The organism is Pusillimonas sp. SM2304 (genome assembly GCF_031628915.1).
GTDB lineage: Bacteria > Pseudomonadota > Gammaproteobacteria > Burkholderiales > Burkholderiaceae_B > Pusillimonas_C.
The window spans coordinates 53450-71201 of sequence record NZ_JAVLUJ010000001.1 but is presented as its reverse complement, the minus strand read 5'-3'; the positions used below and the strand labels follow the sequence as shown (position 1 = coordinate 71201).

Here is a 17752-nt window from a genome sequence, read left to right as displayed (position 1 = left end):
TCAGGGGGTGGGTTCCAGGTCGACCAGATAAGTGCCGCTCATGGGCACGGTCAGGAAGCGTTCGTTGACTTCCTTCAGGGTGGCCAGCGGGTCGATGTCCGCAAAACGTTCGGGCTGGAGCCAGCGCGCCAGGGCTTCGATGAAAATCATGTGCAGCGGCGAATCGTTGAATGCATGCCAGATGCCGTGGCTGTTGCCGTTGCGTACGGCGGGCAGGGCTTGCAGCCGGTTGTGCTCGATGATGGCCCGCAGGCTTTTGCGGGCTTCTTCGGGGCTGGTGCCCATGCCGATGTGCAGGCCGCTGCTGGTGCGTTTGCCCGAACCGGTGCCGGTGGCCACGTAGACCATGGGGTTGCGCGAATTGATGTATTCGAAGTTAAGGCGGCCGGTACCGCTCTTCAGGACGTCGGCGCCGATATTGTGCCCGCCCGCATAGGTGATCATGTCGTTGAAGGTGCCGGTGCCCGGTGAATTGCAGCAGTCTGTGCTGCCGGCATGCGCATGCACGAATACATTGGGGCGCTGGTCCGCCGGGACATCGGCCACGCGGCGGGCGATGGCATCCATGTGCCGGCGGTAAAAGTCCACGAACTCGCGGGTTCGTTCAGGCTGGCCGACCGCGTCGCCCAGCGCAAGCAGGCTGGGGACGGTGTTTTGCATGGGGTCGACGAAGAAATCGATGACGATCACGGGGATGCCTGCCGCATCCAGGCGCTGGATCAGGGGCGAGTCCTCGGCGCTCTGGCCCAGGCCTATGCCGGCAAAGGTGGCCGTCAACACGACCAGGTCGGGCCGCAGCGCCAGGGCCTGTTCGATCGAGAAGGTAGAGGGGGTGTGACGGGCCACCACCTGCACCGAAGCCAGCTTGGGGTAGGCTTTCAGGTAGGCGTTGTAGTCATTGGTGAATGAAGTCCTGAATTCGTCGGACCATCCGGCCAGGATGTTGGCCGGATCGGGGTGCACCAGCGCCAGGACCGGAAAATGACGCGCCTGCGCCAGGACGACGCGGCTGGCGGGGGCCGGCAGCGTGACCTGGCGGCCCAGAATGTCGGTGACCTGGATGGGGGCGGCGCTGGCCAGCGAGCACAGGCCGGACAGCAGGCCGATCAACAGAAGGCGAAACAGGTTCATGGTTTCAATTACTCGTGGATGGGATTGCACAAGCCGTCGATGACGATTTGCGGGGTGCCGAGGGAACAATGTTCGACTCGGGCCTGCACGCCGTAGGCGCGCGCCAACGACTCGGCCGTAATCACCTGTTGCGGCGGGCCCTCGCCCAGCAGGCCTCCGCCCTGGATCAGCAGGGCATAGTCGCTGTGCCGCAGGGCAACGTTCAGATCGTGCAGCACGATCAGGGTGATCAGGCCGTTTTCGTGCGTTTCCTGGGCCAGCAGATCCATGACGTGGAACTGGTAATTCAGGTCCAGCGCGGACAGCGGTTCGTCCAGCAGCAGAAGCTTGGGTTTGCGGATCAGCGCCTGGGCCAGGCCGACCAGCTGCTTTTGCCCGCCCGATAACTGGTCCAGATAGTGCATGGATAAATGCTCTATGCCCAGGCGCTTGAGGATATACAGAATCTGGTCGTGGTCCACACCGCCCAGCGATGGGGACACGGCCGAGGCGTTGCCGGCCACCAGGACCGACTCGAACACGCGCAGGTGCACCGAGGCGGGCAGGGACTGCGGCAGATACACGACTTTGCGGGCGCGCTGTTCGAAACTGACGTGCGTCAGGTCGGTCCCGTCGAGGACGACGCGGCCCTGCTTGGCCCTGAGCAGGCCGGCCAGCGCTTTGAGCAAGGTGGATTTGCCGCTGCCATTGGGGCCGAGCAGCGAGACGAGCTGGCCGGACCGCAGGGGTTGGGCGGACAGGTTCGAGATGACGTCGCGCTTTCCGTAGGCAAGGCTCAGGTCATGGACTTCAAGCATGGTTCTACTTCATTTGCCGGCGCAGGACGACGGCCAGGAAAAAGGGAACACCCACCAGCGAGGTCACGATCCCGACCGGGATGATGATGCCGGGTACGATGTTTTTAGAGGCGATGGACGCCAGCGAAAGAATGACGCCGCCCACCAGCGCGCTGCCGGGCAGGTAGAAACGGTGGTCTTCGCCGAACAGGCGGCGGGCAATATGGGGAGCGATCAGCCCCACGAAAGCGATGGTGCCGACAAACGAGACCGCCAGGGCGGCCAGCAGGCTGATACGCAGCAATGAAACCAGCCGCAGGCGCGGCACGTTGATGCCGAAGCTGGCGGCGCGGTCTTCGCCCAGGCGCAGGGCGGTCAGCTTCCAGGTGTCGCGCAGCGCCAGCGGCAAGATGATGGCAAACAGCGTCAACATGGCGGCGACCTTGGGCCAGGTGGAGCGCGACAGGCTGCCCATGGTCCAGAACACCAGCCCCTGCAGGGCTTCGGCGCTGGCGACGAACTGCACCAGCGACACCAGGGCGTTGAATGAAAAGACCAGGGCAATGCCGAACAGCACCAGGTTGGCGGTGTTCATGGCGCCCCAGCGGGCGACGGCATCGAGCAGCAGCGCCGATATCAGGGCAAAGACAAAGGCGTTGGTGGCGATCATCCACGAGTGCGGCACGCCGGGCAGGGACAGGTCCAGCACAATGGCCAGCGAGGCGCCGAAGGCGGCGGCGGCGGAAATGCCCAGGGTAAAGGGGCTGGCAAGGGGGTTGTTCAGGATGGTTTGCATTTCGGCGCCTGCCAGCCCCAGGCTCAGGCCGATGGCCACGGCCATCAGGACGTAGGGCAGGCGTATGTCCCAGACGATGACGCGCGTGGTGGGGTCGGCCGAATCGGGGTTGAACAGCGCATTGCTCAGTTCATTCAGGCCCAGTCCCGAGGGCCCGAGGGTAAAGTCGGCCAGTATGGACAGCAGGATGATGACCACCAGGGCCGTCACCAGCAGCCATCGGCGTTTCAGTATGCGTTGGTAGTCAGCAATGGGTACGGCAATAGCGGGAGAAGTGGACATTAAGCATCAGAATGAGAACTGTTTATGCAGGAAGGAAGTATAGTTGATCGCTGCCCGCTTTGTATCGACACCCCAGACTTTCTTTTATGCCCGAACATGCTTTCCTGTTGCGCTCCCCGGCCGGGCGCCAGCATTTGATTTCCTTGAGCCTGCCGTCGTCGGCCCCGCCCCCGGGCGGCTGGCCATCGGCCTGGGTGCTGGATACGCCCCAGTTCGACCATGCGGTGCGCAGGCTGCGCCAGCAGGGCGGCGATCTGCCAGGGGTGGTGATAGGCGTGGGCTATGCGCAAGAGGACAGCCGCGAGCTCGACTATACGCCGGGTGATGAAGCCGGACGCGCGGCGCAGTTCCTGTCCTTCCTGCAGGACGATGTGATGGCCGAAGCGCGGCGCCGGGCGGGCTTGCCGCTGGATGGGCGGCGGCAGGCTCTGTGCGGCCACTCCCTGGGGGCCTTGCTGGGTTTGTATGCCTTGCGGCAAGAGGCGCCGGCATTCAGCGCGTATGTGCTGTCCAGCCCTTCGGTGTGGTGGGGGGACAGGCCCGCCTATCGCTGGGCGGCCGAGGTCGCCGGGCGGCAGCCGTGGCGGGGCGCGGGCCGTGTTTGGCTCAGTGTCGGCGAGTATGAACAGGGGCTGAGTCCGGAAGAATATAAGCTGCCCGCCGATGAACAGGCGCTGCAGCTGGCGCGCCGCCGCGCGCGCCGCATGGTGGATGGGGCGCATGAGCTGGCGGGCGCGTTGGCGCGGCAGGCGGGCTTGCAGCTGCATTTCCAGGTGCTGACGGGCTGCTCGCATGGCCATGCCGGCCACCAGGCCATTGCGCAAGGCTGGCGTACGGTGCTGGGGGCCTAGGCCTGCCGCTTGAACAGCTTGCCCGTATATTGCGCCAGCAGCACCAGGCCGGTAGAGATAATGATCATGATGATGCCCAGCGCCGACAGCTTGCCCCACAGGCCGTCGTCGGCGAAGCTGAGGATCTGCACGGCCAGGACTTCAGTACCCGGACGCGACAGCACCACCGAGACGGTCAGCTCGCGGATGAACATCGTGGCCATCAGAATCCACCCCGACACGACGCCGGGAATGATCAGGGGCACGATGATGCGGCGCATGGTGGTCAAGGGGCTGGCGCCGCTGACGAGCGACGACTCTTCAAGGTGGGCATGCACCTGGACAAAGGCGCTGGCCATGGGCCGTATGCCATAGGGCAGATAGGCCGCCACATAGGCCAGCAGCAAGGCCGTCAGGGTCGAGTACAGCGGGGTCTGTACAAAAAACCACATGAAGCCGATGCCGATGACGATGCCGGGAAACGAAAACGACAGGAAGCTCAGCGATTCAAGCAGCGCCGCCGCCCGCGTGCGCAGTTTGACGATGACGTAGGCGACGAACAGGGACAGTAGCACCCCCAGCGTGGCCCCCACGATGGCCAGGAAGAGGCTGTTCTTCAGGGCCAGCACAGAGAGCGGTTCATTCAGCACGTCCGTCCAGTGCTTCAGGGTCATCATCGAAAATGCGCGGGCGCTGGGCACCATGGAATAGGGGACGAACGAGGTGTACAGCAGCACGGCCACCGGCAGCACGATCATGAGCAGGCATAGCGCCCCCACCAGAATGAAGAGCGGCAGGCGGGCGCGGTTGAGCTGGATGACGGTGGGCTTGAAGCCCCGGCTGGAAATGGTGACGAACCGGCCGCTTTCAGAGGTGAGCGCCCGGTACAGCACGATCAAGGCAATCGAGGCCGACAGCACGCTCATGCCCAGCGCGGCCGCCTTGCCGTAGTCGGGGGCGAAGCCGGTGGAGATCATTTCGTACAGATAGGTGGCCAGCACGTCTACGCGGCCGGGCATGCCCAGCACGCGCGGCACGGCGTACGAGGCCAGGCTGCGTACGATCGCCAATACAAAGGCGGCAAGAATGGCGGGCCGCAGCACGGGCAGCGTGACGCGCAGCAGCGTTTTCCAGATGTTCGCGCCGAACACCCTTGACGATTCTTCCAGGGACACGTCAAACGAGGCCATGGCCGGGGCGATGATCAGGTAAGCGATGGGCATGTTGAGCAGCCCTTCGACCAGCACCATGCCCCAGAGCGAGTAGACATTGAAGGGTGCGCCGTCCAGCGGCAGGATGTCCACAAGGAAGAGGTTGATCAAGCCGTTGGAGGGGTTGAGCAGCAGCGCCCAACTGACCGAGAACAACAGGTGGGGAATCATCATCGGCACAATGGACAAGACCGTGAATACCGGCTTGAACGGAATATTGGTGCGCGTATTCAGGTAGGCCAGGAACAGGGCGAGCACAGTGGAAAACACCGATGAGCCCAGCACGAACACCACGGTGTTGTAGGTGACCTCCAGCAGGAAGGGGTCGGTGTAGGCGGCCACATATTTGCTGAGCGTGAAGCTGCCGAAGGCCGTGAGGCCTTGCGAAAAGCTGCCCAGCAGCAGCATGAGCACCGGGCACAGGGTCAGGAAGCCGACGATGGCGATCAGCGACCAGGTCAGGACGGGGCGGGACGGGTTCATGCTTCCCCGCTCAGGCCGACAACAGCAGGCAGTGGTTGGGATCGAGGCTGATGCTGACCTCGTCGCCCTGGTGCAGGGTCACGTCCGGGTCGATGCGCGCCAGCAGCCGTTCCTGGCCGATCCGGATGTCGGCTTCGTATACTTCGCCCACGAATTCGAGCGATTCGACCACGCCCTGGACGATGTTCTGCCCTTCGCTGCGCGCCTGGCCGGTGATGCGGATGAATTCGGGCCGTATGCACAGGGTCGCTTTGCTGCCCGCGGCCAGATCGCGCTTGAGGCACTGGATGACGCCCATGCCTGTCTGGACCAGCGTCATGCCGTTCAGGTTGTCTTGCACGACGGCGTCGATCTGGTTGGCGCGGCCGATGAAGTCGGCCACGAAGCGGTGGTCGGCGTTGAAGTAGATTTTCTGCGGCGAGCCTTTTTCAATGATGTGCCCGTTGCGCATGACGGCAATGGTGTCGGACAAGGCCAGCGCTTCCACCCGGTCGTGGGTCACGTAGATGGCGGTGATGTCGAGCTCGCCCATGAAACGGCGCAATTCCTTGCGCGTTTCTTCGCGCAGCTTGGCGTCCAGGTTGCTAAGCGGTTCGTCGAACAGGATGACCTTGGGTTCGGCCACCAGGGCCCGGGCGAGCGCCACGCGCTGCTGCTGCCCGCCCGACAGCTTGGTGGCCGAGCGTTTTTCCACACCTTCGAGCTGCACGAAACGCAGCGTGCGCGCGACTTTTTCGCGGATGACCTCTTTGCGTTCGCCCCGTATCTGCAGCGGGTAGGCGATGTTGTCGAAGACGCTCATGTGCGGCCAGATGGCGTAGGTTTGAAAAACCATGCCCAGCCCGCGTTTTTCAGTGGGAATGGCAATGCCTTTGGCGCGGGACCAGATGATCTCGCCGCCGATGCTGATTTCGCCTTCATCGGGCGTTTCCAGCCCGACGATGCACCGCAGCAGCGTGGTCTTGCCGCAGCCGCTGGGCCCCAGGAGCGTGAATATTTCGTTGGCGGGTATGACCAGGTCGACGTGGTCGAGCGCCTTGACGGTTTTACCTTCTGAAATGTAGTGCTTGCTCAGGCCCTTGATGATGATTTCCATGGGGGGCGCCGCCGTTAGCGCGTATTGAAGATGCCGGCGAATTCACGCCCCCATTTCTGGAGTTCCTCGTCTGACAGATCGCGTACGGGTTTGACCTCGACCTTGTCTATGCCTTCGATTTCCGGGAACACGCCCGGCGCCAGCACGTATTCCCCGACGTCCTTGGCCAGCAGGCTCATGGCCTCCTTGCCCAGCCAGTAGTCGATGAAGGCGCGCGCCGCGTCGGGGCGGGGCGCCTTGGAGGTGAGCGCGATGGCGCGCGAGGTGCCCAGCAGCGGCTGGCCCGAACGCGGGCCCCAGTCGAGCGGCGCGGGCTTCTTGGTGACAATGTACTTGGGCATGGAAATGCCGATGCGTTTTTCACCGCTTTCGACCGGCGCCGGCGTGGGGCCGAACGAGGCGACGAACATGGGCCGGTTGGCTGCCAGCCCTTTCACGAAAGCCAGCCATTCGTCTTCGGACTTGAAGACGAGCTCTTTAAGGCCCACGAGCCAGGCGATGGTGGAGGCGTGATTGGCGGGGTTGGCCATGACGATCTGGTTCTTCCACTTGGGGTCGGCCAGATCTTCATAACGGGCGGGCGCTTCCGACGGCTTGAGATGGTCGGTGTTGAACAGATAGGACACATACTCGATGCCAAACAGCGTGATGCTGTCGTCCTGGGTGGCCCAGTCGGGGTAGCCCTGCGCGGAGGGCGATGCGTAAGGCGCCAGCACGCCTTGCTGCTTGAGCAGGTCGAGCATGGGTTGCGGCGACTGCAGGATATCGGCCTGCAGCTTGCCGGCCTGGAATTCAGTCAGGATGGTGGGAACGAACTTGGAGCTGGATGCCCGGGTGTATTCGCCCTTGATGCCGGTGGCTTTTTCGAAGGCCGCCATGATGGGTTCGACGGCGGTGATGTTGGCGTAGAACACCGCCTTGCCCTGGGACTTGGCCAGGGCGCTGACCTGGGATGCGTGGGCCAGGGCGCCCAGCCCCGGCACGCCAACCATGCCGGCAGCGCCGGCCAGTTTCAGGAAGTCCCTGCGATCGATCTTATTCATGTTTGTCTCGCCCTTGTCCACATTGATTGTTTGTTACAGCGCGTTTTTTGTAGATGGTAGACCGGGAAGCGATTTCGATCAATTGGCAATTTTCACCCGGCGCGGACTCAAGCCAGGCTGCGCACCTTTTCCTCGAGTTCTTGTTTCAACCCGTCGGGTAAAGGCATTCGGCGGGCGAGTTCGTCAAGATAGGCGCGTTCCATATAGCTTTGCTCGTCGATGACCAAGAGGCTGGCCAGGTACACCTCGGCAGCCTGTTCTGGCGTCGCGGCGAGCGCGGCTGTTTCGGCGGGGTCCGCAGGCCGGGCCAGTTGCGCGTTGAACCAGGCCCGGTCGTCCGGCTGGGCGCCCGCCCTGGCGATTTCCGCTTCCAGCAACTGGCGCTCTTCGGCGCCGATGTGCCCATCCGCCTTGGCGGCGGCAATCATGGCCGACAGCATCAACCGGCTGTGGTCTTCGAGTTGGCCAGCCGGAATGGCGGCCTGCACGGGAGCCGGCGGCGCAATCTGGGCGGGGTTCAGGGCGGCGGCCTGCTCAGCCGACTTTTGCTGCCAATCCTGATAGGTCTTCAGCGCCAGGGCGCCCAGCGCCGCCGCGCCCCCGTAGGCGGCCAGGCCGCCGCCGAGCTTGCGGAACTTCTTGTTGCCCAGCAGCAGCGCCAGCGCGCCGCCCGTCAGGGCTCCCCCGCCGAAACCGCCCAGTTTCGACGTCAGGCCGGGCGCGCTTTGATTCAGTTTGCCGCCGGCATCCTGCGCAAGGCTTTGGCCGGACTGAAGGACTTGCTGGAGTAGTTGTTGTATGGACATATTTTTTACCTGTGTTGGATGGACCCGGCACTGGAATGCGCCGCGTGGCATGTAGGAGCTTTATTCAAGACCCGTTTCGGCGTGCTTGGTTCCGGGTTGGCTGCAGGAAATTTTATGCCTGGGGCGTCAGGCATCGGGAAATAACTCCTGCGCGGCCTGGCGTATCGCGGCCATCAAATGTTCCGAAGCCATGGTCAGCCGGTGGCCGCGCAGTGTCATGATGCCGACAGGCGGCAGTTCGATCGGGATGGCCAGCGGCAGAATGTTGAACAGGCCCTGTTCCTGCAAGTGCACCCCCACCGAGCGGGCCACGAAGCCGACGGCGTCAAGCTGTCTGGCAAGGGTGGTAATGGCGAAATACGAGGATGTTTCTATCAAGTCCGTCGGCGGCGTCAGGCCGTGGCGGTAGAACTCTTGCTCGATCTTGACGCGCAGCGATGCCCACGGCGGCGGCATGATGCAGGGGCGGTTGGCCAAGTCGCGCCAGGCCACTTTCTTCAGGCGCGCCAGCGGCGCACCCGCGGGCGCGATCGCGATCATGGGTTCGCGGTAAAGCGGTTCGGCAACCAGGTCGGGCGCCGCATAGCCCGGCTCCAGGCGGCCCAGAAAGAAATCCAGTTCATTGATGCGCAGTTTGGGCAGCAGGTGCGTGAGGTCGCCTTCTTCGACGAGGACGCTGGCGTGTGTCGAGGTTTGCTTGAGGATGTCGATGCTGCGCGACAGCAGGACAGGCAAGGTTCCGCTCATGGCGCCGACTCGCGTGCGGCCCGCTGCGCCGCTGGCCACTGCGGCGATCTCGTCGCGCGTTCGCTCATACTGCGCCAGGACCGAACGCGCGAAACGCACCAGCGACGTGCCGGCCGCCGTGGGTTCTGTGCCCCGCGTGGACCGGATGAATAGCTGCATGCCCAGCATGTTCTCTATTTCAGCCAGCATCTTCGAGACGGCGGGCTGACTGACCAACAGGAAATCGGCGGTGCGGCCAAGGTGGCGGAACTCGTCCAGCGCGGCGACCAGTTGCAAGTGCCGCAGCTTGATGTTGGAGCGCAGTGCGCGATCGATGCTTGCCATGATTAAGTCGTTACATTACCAATAGGTTATGAATGAATTCTAATAATCGATTAGATATTTATATTCAAGTTTATGACAATACGCTACCGGTGGCCGTAGAAACCGCCGTTCTGTTCGTTCATAAAGCCAAAGGAAGAGAAATGAGACAAGAACACACCATTGATGTCCCGCGCCGCCGGTTCCTGGCCGGCGGGCTCGCCTGTGCAGCGGCGGGCGCCATGGGCAGCGCAGCTTGGCCCGGTTTGGCAAGGGCCGGTTCCTTTCCCGATCGCCCCATCACGTTCATCTGCCCTTGGCCGGTGGGCGGCACGGCTGACCAGTCCATGCGTGCGTTGTGCCAGGTCGTTTCGCAGGACTTGAAACAATCCGTGGTTGTGGAGAACCGCGCAGGGGCTGCCGGCATGATCGGCGTGCGCGCACTGACGCAGGCCAAGCCAGATGGCTACACGATAGGGCAGATACCGATTTCTGTGACCCGTTTTTCGCAGTTGGGCATGCTGCCCCTGGATCCGCGTACCGACTTCACCTATATTGCCCGCACGTCGGGGCAGACTTTCGGCATTGCTGTTTTGGCGAACTCGCGTTTCAAGTCGCTGCAGGAAATGGTCAGCTATGCCAAGGCGCATCCGGGTGAACTGACCTACGGCCATGCCGGGATAGGCGGCGCTACGCATGTGGGGATGGAAGAGTTCGCCATGGCGGCCGGGATCACCTTGACGGCTGTTGCTTACCGCGGCGGCGCGGCCGCACTGCAGGACCTGCTGGGTGGGCAAGTGGCTCTTCTGGCCGACTCGAGTTCCTGGGCCCCTCATGTCCAGGCGGGAACCTTAAGGCTGCTGGCGACCTGGGGCGAAGCGCGTACGCCGCGCTTTAGCGACACCCCGACGCTGAAGGACCTTGGCTACAACGTGGTGGTCGAGGCGCCCAACGGCATTGGCGCGCCCAAGGGGCTCGATCCGGCGGTGGCCCAAGTGCTGGAGGCCGCGTTCAAAAAGGCGGTGGAGAGCCCCGAATTCAAGCAGGTGGCCGACCGCATCGATGCGCCCGTGATGTATCTGGATGGCACGGACTATCAGAAATACATTGCTTCCGTGTACGACCACGAGACGCACTTGATTGAGCGATTGAATCTTAAAGCGCTTCTGCAAAGCAGCTAGGCGGGACGATGCGCACCTCACCGTTGATCAGACTGCACGACGACGATAATGTTTTCGTGGCAAGGGTCCCCCTTGCGCTGGGCCAGGCCCTTGCCCAACTGGGCGGCGCGCGGGTGCGCGCCCAGGTGCCTGCCGGCCACAAAATCGCGGCGCGCGGCATTGCCCGCGGCGAAGCGGTCAGGAAGTTCGACACGATCATCGGTACGGCGACCCGGACGATCGAGGCGGGCGAGTATGTGCACAGCCACAATATTGAACTGGTCGACTATTACCGCGATCCGCAATTCTGCCAGGACGTCCGGCCGGTGAACTACCTGCCCCTGGCCGAACGTGCCCGTTTCATGGGGTATGTTCGTCCTGATGGGCGGGTAGGCACGCGCAACTTCATTGGCATATTGTCATCGGTCAATTGTTCAGCGACCGTGATCAAGCACATTGCGGCGCATTTCACCCCCCAGGTGATGGCAGCATGGCCGAATGTGGATGGCGTTGTGGCGTTTGCGCATTCCAGCGGCTGCGGCATGTCTTCGCCCAGCGAGCACTTCGATGTCTTGCGGCGTACGCTGGCGGGTTATGCAAGGCATCCCAACCTGGCTGCTGTGCTGGTGGTCGGCCTGGGCTGCGAGCGCAATCAGGTACCGGCTTTGCTGGCGTCGCAAGGCTTGTCCGCCGGGCCAATGCTTCGTCCGCTGGTCATGCAGGAAGTGGGGGGGACGCGCGCGACCATACAGGCCGGCGTGGATGCGATCATGGCCATGCTGCCGGCGGCCAATGCGGCTGTCCGGGAACCGGTGAGCGCCAGTCATTTGAAGATCGGCCTGGAGTGCGGCGGATCGGACGGGTTCTCGGGCATCAGCGCCAATCCGGCGCTGGGCGCGGCCATGGATATCCTGGTGCGTCACGGGGGAACGGCCATACTCTCTGAAACACCCGAGATCCACGGCGTCGAATATATGCTGACGCGCAGGGCGGTCACGGAAGAGGTGGGCCGGAAGCTGTTGGATCGCCTGGCTTGGTGGGGGCGTTATGCCGCAGGCCAGAACGCACAGTTCAACGGCGTGGTCGGGCATGGCAACCAGCAGGGCGGGCTGGCCAACATTTTCGAGAAATCCCTGGGGTCGGCCATGAAAGGGGGGACGACGCCCTTGCAGGCGGTCTACGAGTACGCCGAGCCCGTGGATAAGGCAGGCCTGGTATTCATGGATTCCCCGGGCTACGATCCCGTCGCGGCGACCGGGCAGATTGCCAGCGGCGCCAACTTGATCTGTTTCACTACCGGACGTGGTTCCATGTTCGGATCGAAGCCCGCGCCCACCATCAAGCTGGCGACCAATACGCCGATGTTCAGGCGGCTTGAAGAAGACATGGACATCAACTGCGGCCTTGTCGTCGATGGCGATGCCACCATCGATCAGATGGGCCAGGCAATTTTCGAGCACATTCTTGACATCGCCTCGGGCCGGCGCAGCAAAAGCGAGCTGCTGGGCCTGGGAGATCATGAGTTCGTGCCCTGGCACCTTGGCATCGTCAGCTAGTGTCGGCTTGCCGGGGATTTTATCTTTGCACATTAACGCTCTTGACCCAGAGCAATCGAACGGAACGATCATGCCCGCAAACAACGCCTTCAAGGCGGCCTTGGCCGCGCGACAACCCCAAATTGGGCTGTGGCTGTCGATGGCAGACGCTTACCTTGCCGAAGTCAGTGCAACGGCCGGGTTCGACTGGCTGCTGATCGACGGCGAGCATGCGCCGAACGATCTGCGCACGACCTTGTCGACCTTGCAGGCCCTGGCGGCGTACCGCTCCCGGCCTGTGCTGCGTGTGGTGTCGGGCGACAAGGCGCTGATCAAGCAAATGCTGGACCTGGGCGCCCAAAGCCTGTTGGTGCCCATGGTGGATACGGCGGAGCAAGCCCGCGATCTGGTCGCGGCCACGCGCTACCCGCCGGCCGGTATTCGCGGCGTGGGCAGCGCGGTGGGGCGGTCCTCGCGTTTCAGCCATCGCGCTGACTACTTGGACGTTGCCGATGAAGAAATCTGCCTGCTGGTGCAGGCCGAAACCGTAACGGCACTGGAGAATCTGGAGGCTATCTGCGCCGTCGAGGGCGTGGACGGCGTATTCATAGGGCCGGCCGACTTGGCCGCGTCGATGGGATACCGCGGACGTCCGGGGAGCGAGCCGGTTCAGGCGGCGATAGAGCAGGCCATGAAAACGATAGTCGCCAGCGGCAAGGCGGCGGGCACGCTGACATCCGATCCCGCGCTGGCCCGCAAGTATCTCGACCTGGGTTGTACGTTTGTCGCGACCGGGGTCGACGTGCTGGTTTTTGCCAAAGCGGTCCGCCAGTTGGCGGCGGACTTTATTCCCGGGGCGGGCGGGGCGGCCGTCCCGGCACCTGCACCGGATCGAAGTGCGTCATAACGTCCAGCACGGGCTCATGATCCATGACCCGCTTGCGGGCCGCCACGGCAATGGCGTGGCCCTGCTCAATCGTCAGGGTGGCGTCCATCTCGATATCGACTTCGACCCAGATCATGTCTCCGAGCTTGCGGGTCTTCAGGTCATGAATGCCCTGCACGCCCGGGGTCGTGGCCAGGTGATGGCGGATCCGCGCTTCGGTGTCCAGGTCGACGGCGGCATCCATCAGGTCGTTGAACGAGGCAAAGAAAAACTTCCAGCCCATGCGCATGATCATTAGGCCGACGACCAGCGCGGCCAGCGGGTCGGCAAGATGAAAGCCGGCCAGGTTGGCCACGATGCCCAGCGCCACGACAAAGGATGAGGCCGCGTCTGACCGGGCGTGCCAGGCATTGGCCGCCAGCATGGTCGAGCGCACGCGCCGGGCCACGCGCAGCAGATAGCGAAACAGCAGTTCTTTGGTGATCAGTGCCAGCAAGGCCACGATCAGCGCCGCGCTGTGCACTTCTACCACCGCGTCGGGGCGCTGCAGCTTGGTAAAGCTGTTCCACAGCATGCCTATGCCGACCGACAGCAGCAGGGCGCCAACCGCCAGCGAGGCGGCGGTTTCAAAGCGCCGATGGCCGTAGGGGTGATCGGCGTCAGGGGCTTTCTGGCTGTGCTTGTTGGCGATCAGCACGACGCCGTCCGACACCAGGTCGGACAGCGAGTGGATGGCGTCGGCCACCAGGGCCTGCGACTGGGCAAACACCCCGATCACGATTTGCACGATGGTCAGCGAGATATTGACCGCGACGCTGACCAGCGTGCTGCGATGTCCTGCGGTCTGGCGCTCGGGGTCGAAATGCCGGCTCATGTACGCCCCCTTTGGGTGACCCCTAGCTGACGCGCATGCCGGGCTGCGCGCCGGGCCAGGGCTCAAGCACGTAAATGCCCGGGTCGACGCCTTCATCGTGGTGGCTGGCCGCCAGCACCATGCCTTCGGACACGCCGAAACGCATTTTCCGCGGCGCCAGGTTGGCGACCAGTACGGTCAGCTTGCCGACCAGGTCGGCGGGCTGATAAGAGGACTTGATCCCCGAAAATACCTGCCGGTGGCGGCCTTCGCCCGCGTCGAGCGTCAGGCGCAGCAATTTGTCGGAGCCGTCGACGGCTTCGCAGTTGACGATGCGGGCAATGCGCAGGTCGATCTTGGCGAAGTCCTTGATGTCTATCGTGTCGGCAATGGCTTGCCCGCCCGGTGTGGGAAGGGCTTCGGCAGGCGGCTCGAACAGGTCGTCCAGCATCTTGGGCTCCACGCGCTGCATCAGGTGCTTGAAGGGTGCGATGTGCCGGGGCAGTTGCGCTGCGTCGGCCCACTGGAACAGGGCGTCCTGGCCGAACAGCTCGCGCGCGACCCTTTCGGTCAGCACGGGCAGGACGGGCGCGAGCATGACCGAAAGGGCCTTGAAGCCGGCCAGGGCGCGCGAACAGATGTCTTGCAGCAAGGCTTTCTGCTCGTCGGAGGCCGAGCCTATACCCTTGGCCAGGACCCAGGGCTGGGCGGCGTCGAAGGCCTGGTTGATCTGGTCCGCCTGCGCCATGATCTGGCGGATGGCGCGGCCATATTCGCGGCTCTCGAAGTCGGCGCGTATTTTTTCGGCGGCCTGCAGCAGCGCTTGCTCGAGCGGGGCCGTGTCGCCCAGGTAGGCCAGCTTGCCGTCAAAGTGCTTGCTGATGAAATTGGCCGCGCGGCTGGCAATGTTGACGTACTTGCCGATCAGGTCGCTGTTGACGCGCGCGATGAAATCGTCGGGATTGAAGTCCAGGTCTTCGACGTGCGCGTTCAGCTTGGCGGCAATGTAGTAGCGCATCCATTCGGCGTTCATGCCGATGTCCAGATAGCGCAGGGGCGAGATCCCGGTGCCGCGGCTCTTGGACATTTTCTCGCCGCTCACGGTAATGAAACCGTGCACGTGCAGGCCGTCGGGGGTTTTCTTGCCGGCGAATTTCAGCATGGCGGGCCAGAACAGGGCATGGAAGTACACAATGTCCTTGCCGATGAAATGGACTTGCTCGGTATCGCTGTGGGGGTCGACCAGGGCGTCGAAGTCAAAGCCCTGCTGGTCGCAATAGGCTTTGAGCGAGGCCAGGTAGCCCACCGGCGCATCGAGCCAGACATAGAAATACTTGCCGGGCGCGTCGGGGATGGGGATGCCGAAATACGGCTCATCGCGGGAAATATCCCAGTCGGCCAGCTTGGCTTCGCCGTCGTCGTCGGCGCCCAGCCATTCGCGTGTTTTGGCCAGCACTTCCGATTGCAGGCGTTTGTTGCCGCTGGCGTTGCTGCCCGTGGTCCAGGCTTGCAGGAATTCCACGCAGCGCGGGTCCGACAGCTTGAAGAAGAAGTGCTCGGACGACTTCAGCACCGGCGTGGCCTGCGTCAATGTGGAGTAGGGTTCGATCAGCTCGGTGGGCGCATAGACCGCCCCGCAGGACTCGCAGGAGTCGCCGTACTGGTCTTTGGCGTGGCAGCGCGGGCACTCGCCCTTGATGTAGCGGTCGGGCAGGAACATGCCTTTGACCGGATCGTAGAACTGTTCGATGCTGCGGGTATCGATGAAGCCGGCGGCTTTCAGGCGGCGGTAGATGTCCTGCGACAGCGCCACGTTCTCGGCCGAGTCGGTCGAGTGCCAGTGGTCGAACTTGATATGGAAGCCGTTCAGGTATTGCGGGCGCTCGGCGGCATACCGCGCCACCAGGGCTTGCGGCGTGATGCCCTCGCTTTCCGCCTTCAGCATGATGGGCGCGCCATGGGCGTCGTCCGCACCCACGAAGTGGACGGTGTGGCCCGACATGCGCATCGACCGCACCCAGATATCGGCCTGGATGTATTCCATGATGTGGCCGATATGAAAAGAACCGTTGGCGTAGGGCAGGGCTGTAGTGACGAAAATCGTGCGCGACATGTTCAAGAGGCTAAAGAGAAGTAAGGGGGAAGACCAGCGATTTTAGCCCTTACTGGCAAAGCAAAGGCAAAATCCGCTCGGGGGAGGCCATAAGCATAGCAGGCGGGCGCGATCACGCTCGGGATCGTCCTGGGCCGGACGCCCGGGCAGGGGCTTGCGGGTTTTTAGTTATGAATTGTTAACTTGCATGCGCTAGACAGCCCGGCGGCCGCGACGCTGCGTATCATGCGTAGGCACCGCGCGGCGTGGCTGCCCTTAAGGGATTTCACGCATTTCGACGTCGGTGATGTCTTTGTTTTTAAAGACGTTTTTAGTTGGCGAGGGGCGCCGGCGCTCTTCCCAGTAGGCTTTTACGCCAAAGGGGCGGCCCTTGATGCGCGCGACAACGTACAGGATGGCGACGGCGATGGCCGTGGAAATCATGAAGACGACCGCCATCGCCATGCCGAAAAGAGCCAGGACAAAGAAGAGGATGCCGCGGATAATTTGATTAAATGTATTCATATTGATTACGTAGACCCCCTTGGGGGAAAAAAATTCCCTTAATCCGCTATTCTTTAGACTTCACTGCACTTACATAAGGCTTGAGTGCATTTTATTCAAGCAAGGCCGATTGAAATGAGCGTAAATCCTGAACAGATACTCGGTGTGCTGTCTGATGTGACGGATCCCAACACCAAGAAAAAGCTGCCTGTCACGGCAAAAAACTGCGAAATCATCATTGAAGGGAAAGATGTAAATATCACTGTACCCCTCGGTTACCCTTCGCACAATGGGGAGTCTGAATTGAAGAAACGGATTGAAACGGCTTTGGGCGCCTTGGGCTTGTCCCTTAAACGCCTGAACCAGAACACGAAAATTGCCAGCCACGCCGTACAGCCGGGGCTCAGGCCCCTGCCCAATGTCCGCAATATCATTGCCGTGGCCTCGGGCAAGGGCGGGGTCGGGAAAAGCACGACGGCGGTCAATGTCGCCCTGGCGCTGCACAAACAGGGCGCCCGCGTGGGCTTGCTGGATGCCGACATCTACGGCCCCAGCGTCCCCATCATGCTGGGCCTGTCGGGCAAGCCCAAGAGCCAGGACGGCAAAACCATGGAGCCGCTGGTCGGGCACGGCCTGCAGGCCAACTCCATTGGTTTCCTGATCGAAGAGGACTCTCCGGCCATCTGGCGCGGGCCCATGGTGACCCAGGCATTGACGCAATTGCTGAACCAGACAGCCTGGGACGACCTGGACTACCTGATTATCGACATGCCGCCGGGCACGGGCGATATCGCCTTGACCATGGCGCAGAAGGTGCCCCTGACCGGCGCCATCATCGTGACCACGCCGCAGGACCTGGCCCTGGCCGATGCGCGCCGCGGCTTGCGCATGTTCCAGAAGGTCAATGTGCCGGTGCTGGGCGTGGTGGAAAACATGTCGGTCCATGTGTGCAGCCAGTGCGGGCACGCAGAGCCTATTTTCGGCGAGCATGGCGGGCGCGACATGGCGGCCGAGTTCAACCTGCCCTGGCTGGGGGCCTTGCCGCTGCAGATGGCCATACGCACGCAGACCGATTCGGGCCAGCCCAGTGTGGTGTCCGATCCCGATGGCGACGCGGCGCGCGCCTATCACGAGATCGCCCGGCGCATCGCCGCCAACGTGGCGGCGCTACCGCGCGATATGTCGGCAAATATGCCCAAAGTCGTCGCACGCAAAGCATAG

The 17752-nt window shown here is 62.9% G+C and carries 16 protein-coding genes; 5 read left to right on the top strand and 11 right to left on the bottom strand.

Features of this window, described 5'->3' with window-relative positions; translation table 11 throughout:
- Genes RE432_RS00305 through RE432_RS00295 form a run of 3 tightly spaced genes read right to left on the bottom strand, consistent with a single transcriptional unit; the run spans position 1 to position 2985 of the window.
- The gene (locus tag RE432_RS00305; protein ID WP_310931221.1) at positions 1 to 1131 is read right to left on the bottom strand and encodes an ABC transporter substrate-binding protein; all 1131 of its coding nucleotides are present in this window, start codon (positions 1129 to 1131) and stop codon (positions 1 to 3) included.
- An 8-nt stretch (positions 1132 to 1139) separates the two neighbouring features.
- Positions 1140 to 1928 (bottom strand): ABC transporter ATP-binding protein, encoded by a 789-nt coding sequence (locus RE432_RS00300; RefSeq protein WP_310931220.1) that lies wholly within the window; start codon positions 1926 to 1928, stop codon positions 1140 to 1142.
- Positions 1929 to 1932: 4 nt separating this feature from the next.
- Entirely contained in the window at positions 1933 to 2985 is a 1053-nt protein-coding gene (locus RE432_RS00295; protein ID WP_310931219.1) for an iron ABC transporter permease, read from the bottom strand.
- A gap of 86 nt (positions 2986 to 3071) precedes the next feature.
- On the opposite strand from RE432_RS00295, the gene RE432_RS00290 reads away from it, so the two are divergent.
- Positions 3072 to 3836: an alpha/beta hydrolase-fold protein gene (locus tag RE432_RS00290; protein WP_310931218.1), complete on the top strand. Its 765-nt coding sequence runs from the start codon at positions 3072 to 3074 to the stop codon at positions 3834 to 3836.
- Here the strand turns inward: RE432_RS00290 and RE432_RS00285 are convergent.
- The 5 genes from RE432_RS00285 to RE432_RS00265 form a co-directional block, all read right to left on the bottom strand.
- Positions 3833 to 5509: an iron ABC transporter permease gene (locus tag RE432_RS00285; protein WP_310931217.1), complete on the bottom strand. Its 1677-nt coding sequence runs from the start codon at positions 5507 to 5509 to the stop codon at positions 3833 to 3835. The two genes, RE432_RS00290 and RE432_RS00285, sit on opposite strands and share 4 nt — an antisense overlap.
- Positions 5510 to 5519: 10 nt before the next feature.
- The gene (locus tag RE432_RS00280; protein WP_310931216.1) at positions 5520 to 6605 is read right to left on the bottom strand and encodes an ABC transporter ATP-binding protein; all 1086 of its coding nucleotides are present in this window, start codon (positions 6603 to 6605) and stop codon (positions 5520 to 5522) included.
- Between the two features lie 14 nt (positions 6606 to 6619).
- Positions 6620 to 7648, bottom strand: a complete 1029-nt coding sequence (locus RE432_RS00275) for an extracellular solute-binding protein (RefSeq protein ID WP_310931215.1) — start codon at positions 7646 to 7648, stop codon at positions 6620 to 6622.
- A gap of 107 nt (positions 7649 to 7755) precedes the next feature.
- Positions 7756 to 8454, bottom strand: a complete 699-nt coding sequence (locus tag RE432_RS00270; protein WP_310931214.1) for a tellurite resistance TerB family protein — start codon at positions 8452 to 8454, stop codon at positions 7756 to 7758.
- A 126-nt stretch (positions 8455 to 8580) separates the two neighbouring features.
- Positions 8581 to 9525 carry a LysR substrate-binding domain-containing protein gene (locus RE432_RS00265; RefSeq protein WP_310931213.1) on the bottom strand — a complete coding sequence of 315 codons (945 nt, stop codon included), beginning with the start codon at positions 9523 to 9525 and terminating at the stop codon, positions 8581 to 8583.
- A 140-nt stretch (positions 9526 to 9665) separates the two neighbouring features.
- Between RE432_RS00265 and RE432_RS00260 the strand changes: the two genes are divergently transcribed.
- The 3 genes from RE432_RS00260 to hpaI all read left to right on the top strand — a co-directional run bounded on the left by RE432_RS00260 (position 9666) and on the right by hpaI (position 13103).
- Entirely contained in the window at positions 9666 to 10682 is a 1017-nt protein-coding gene (locus tag RE432_RS00260) for a tripartite tricarboxylate transporter substrate binding protein (RefSeq protein ID WP_310931212.1), read from the top strand.
- Positions 10683 to 10690: 8 nt separating this feature from the next.
- Positions 10691 to 12217: an altronate dehydratase family protein gene (locus RE432_RS00255; protein WP_310931211.1), complete on the top strand. Its 1527-nt coding sequence runs from the start codon at positions 10691 to 10693 to the stop codon at positions 12215 to 12217.
- Positions 12218 to 12287: 70 nt separating this feature from the next.
- Positions 12288 to 13103, top strand: coding sequence for a 4-hydroxy-2-oxoheptanedioate aldolase (hpaI, locus tag RE432_RS00250; protein ID WP_310931210.1), 816 nt, complete (start codon positions 12288 to 12290; stop codon positions 13101 to 13103).
- Here hpaI and RE432_RS00245 read toward each other — a convergent pair.
- From RE432_RS00245 to RE432_RS00235, 3 genes are all read right to left on the bottom strand, one after another.
- Positions 13042 to 13956, bottom strand: a complete 915-nt coding sequence (locus tag RE432_RS00245) for a cation diffusion facilitator family transporter (RefSeq protein WP_310931209.1) — start codon at positions 13954 to 13956, stop codon at positions 13042 to 13044. The two genes, hpaI and RE432_RS00245, sit on opposite strands and share 62 nt — an antisense overlap.
- A gap of 22 nt (positions 13957 to 13978) precedes the next feature.
- Positions 13979 to 16048 carry a methionine--tRNA ligase gene (gene metG, locus RE432_RS00240; RefSeq protein ID WP_310931208.1) on the bottom strand — a complete coding sequence of 690 codons (2070 nt, stop codon included), beginning with the start codon at positions 16046 to 16048 and terminating at the stop codon, positions 13979 to 13981.
- A 255-nt stretch (positions 16049 to 16303) separates the two neighbouring features.
- Positions 16304 to 16552: a hypothetical protein gene (locus tag RE432_RS00235; protein ID WP_310931207.1), complete on the bottom strand. Its 249-nt coding sequence runs from the start codon at positions 16550 to 16552 to the stop codon at positions 16304 to 16306.
- Between the two features lie 114 nt (positions 16553 to 16666).
- Between RE432_RS00235 and apbC the strand changes: the two genes are divergently transcribed.
- Positions 16667 to 17752 (top strand): iron-sulfur cluster carrier protein ApbC, encoded by a 1086-nt coding sequence (gene apbC / locus RE432_RS00230; RefSeq protein WP_310931206.1) that lies wholly within the window; start codon positions 16667 to 16669, stop codon positions 17750 to 17752.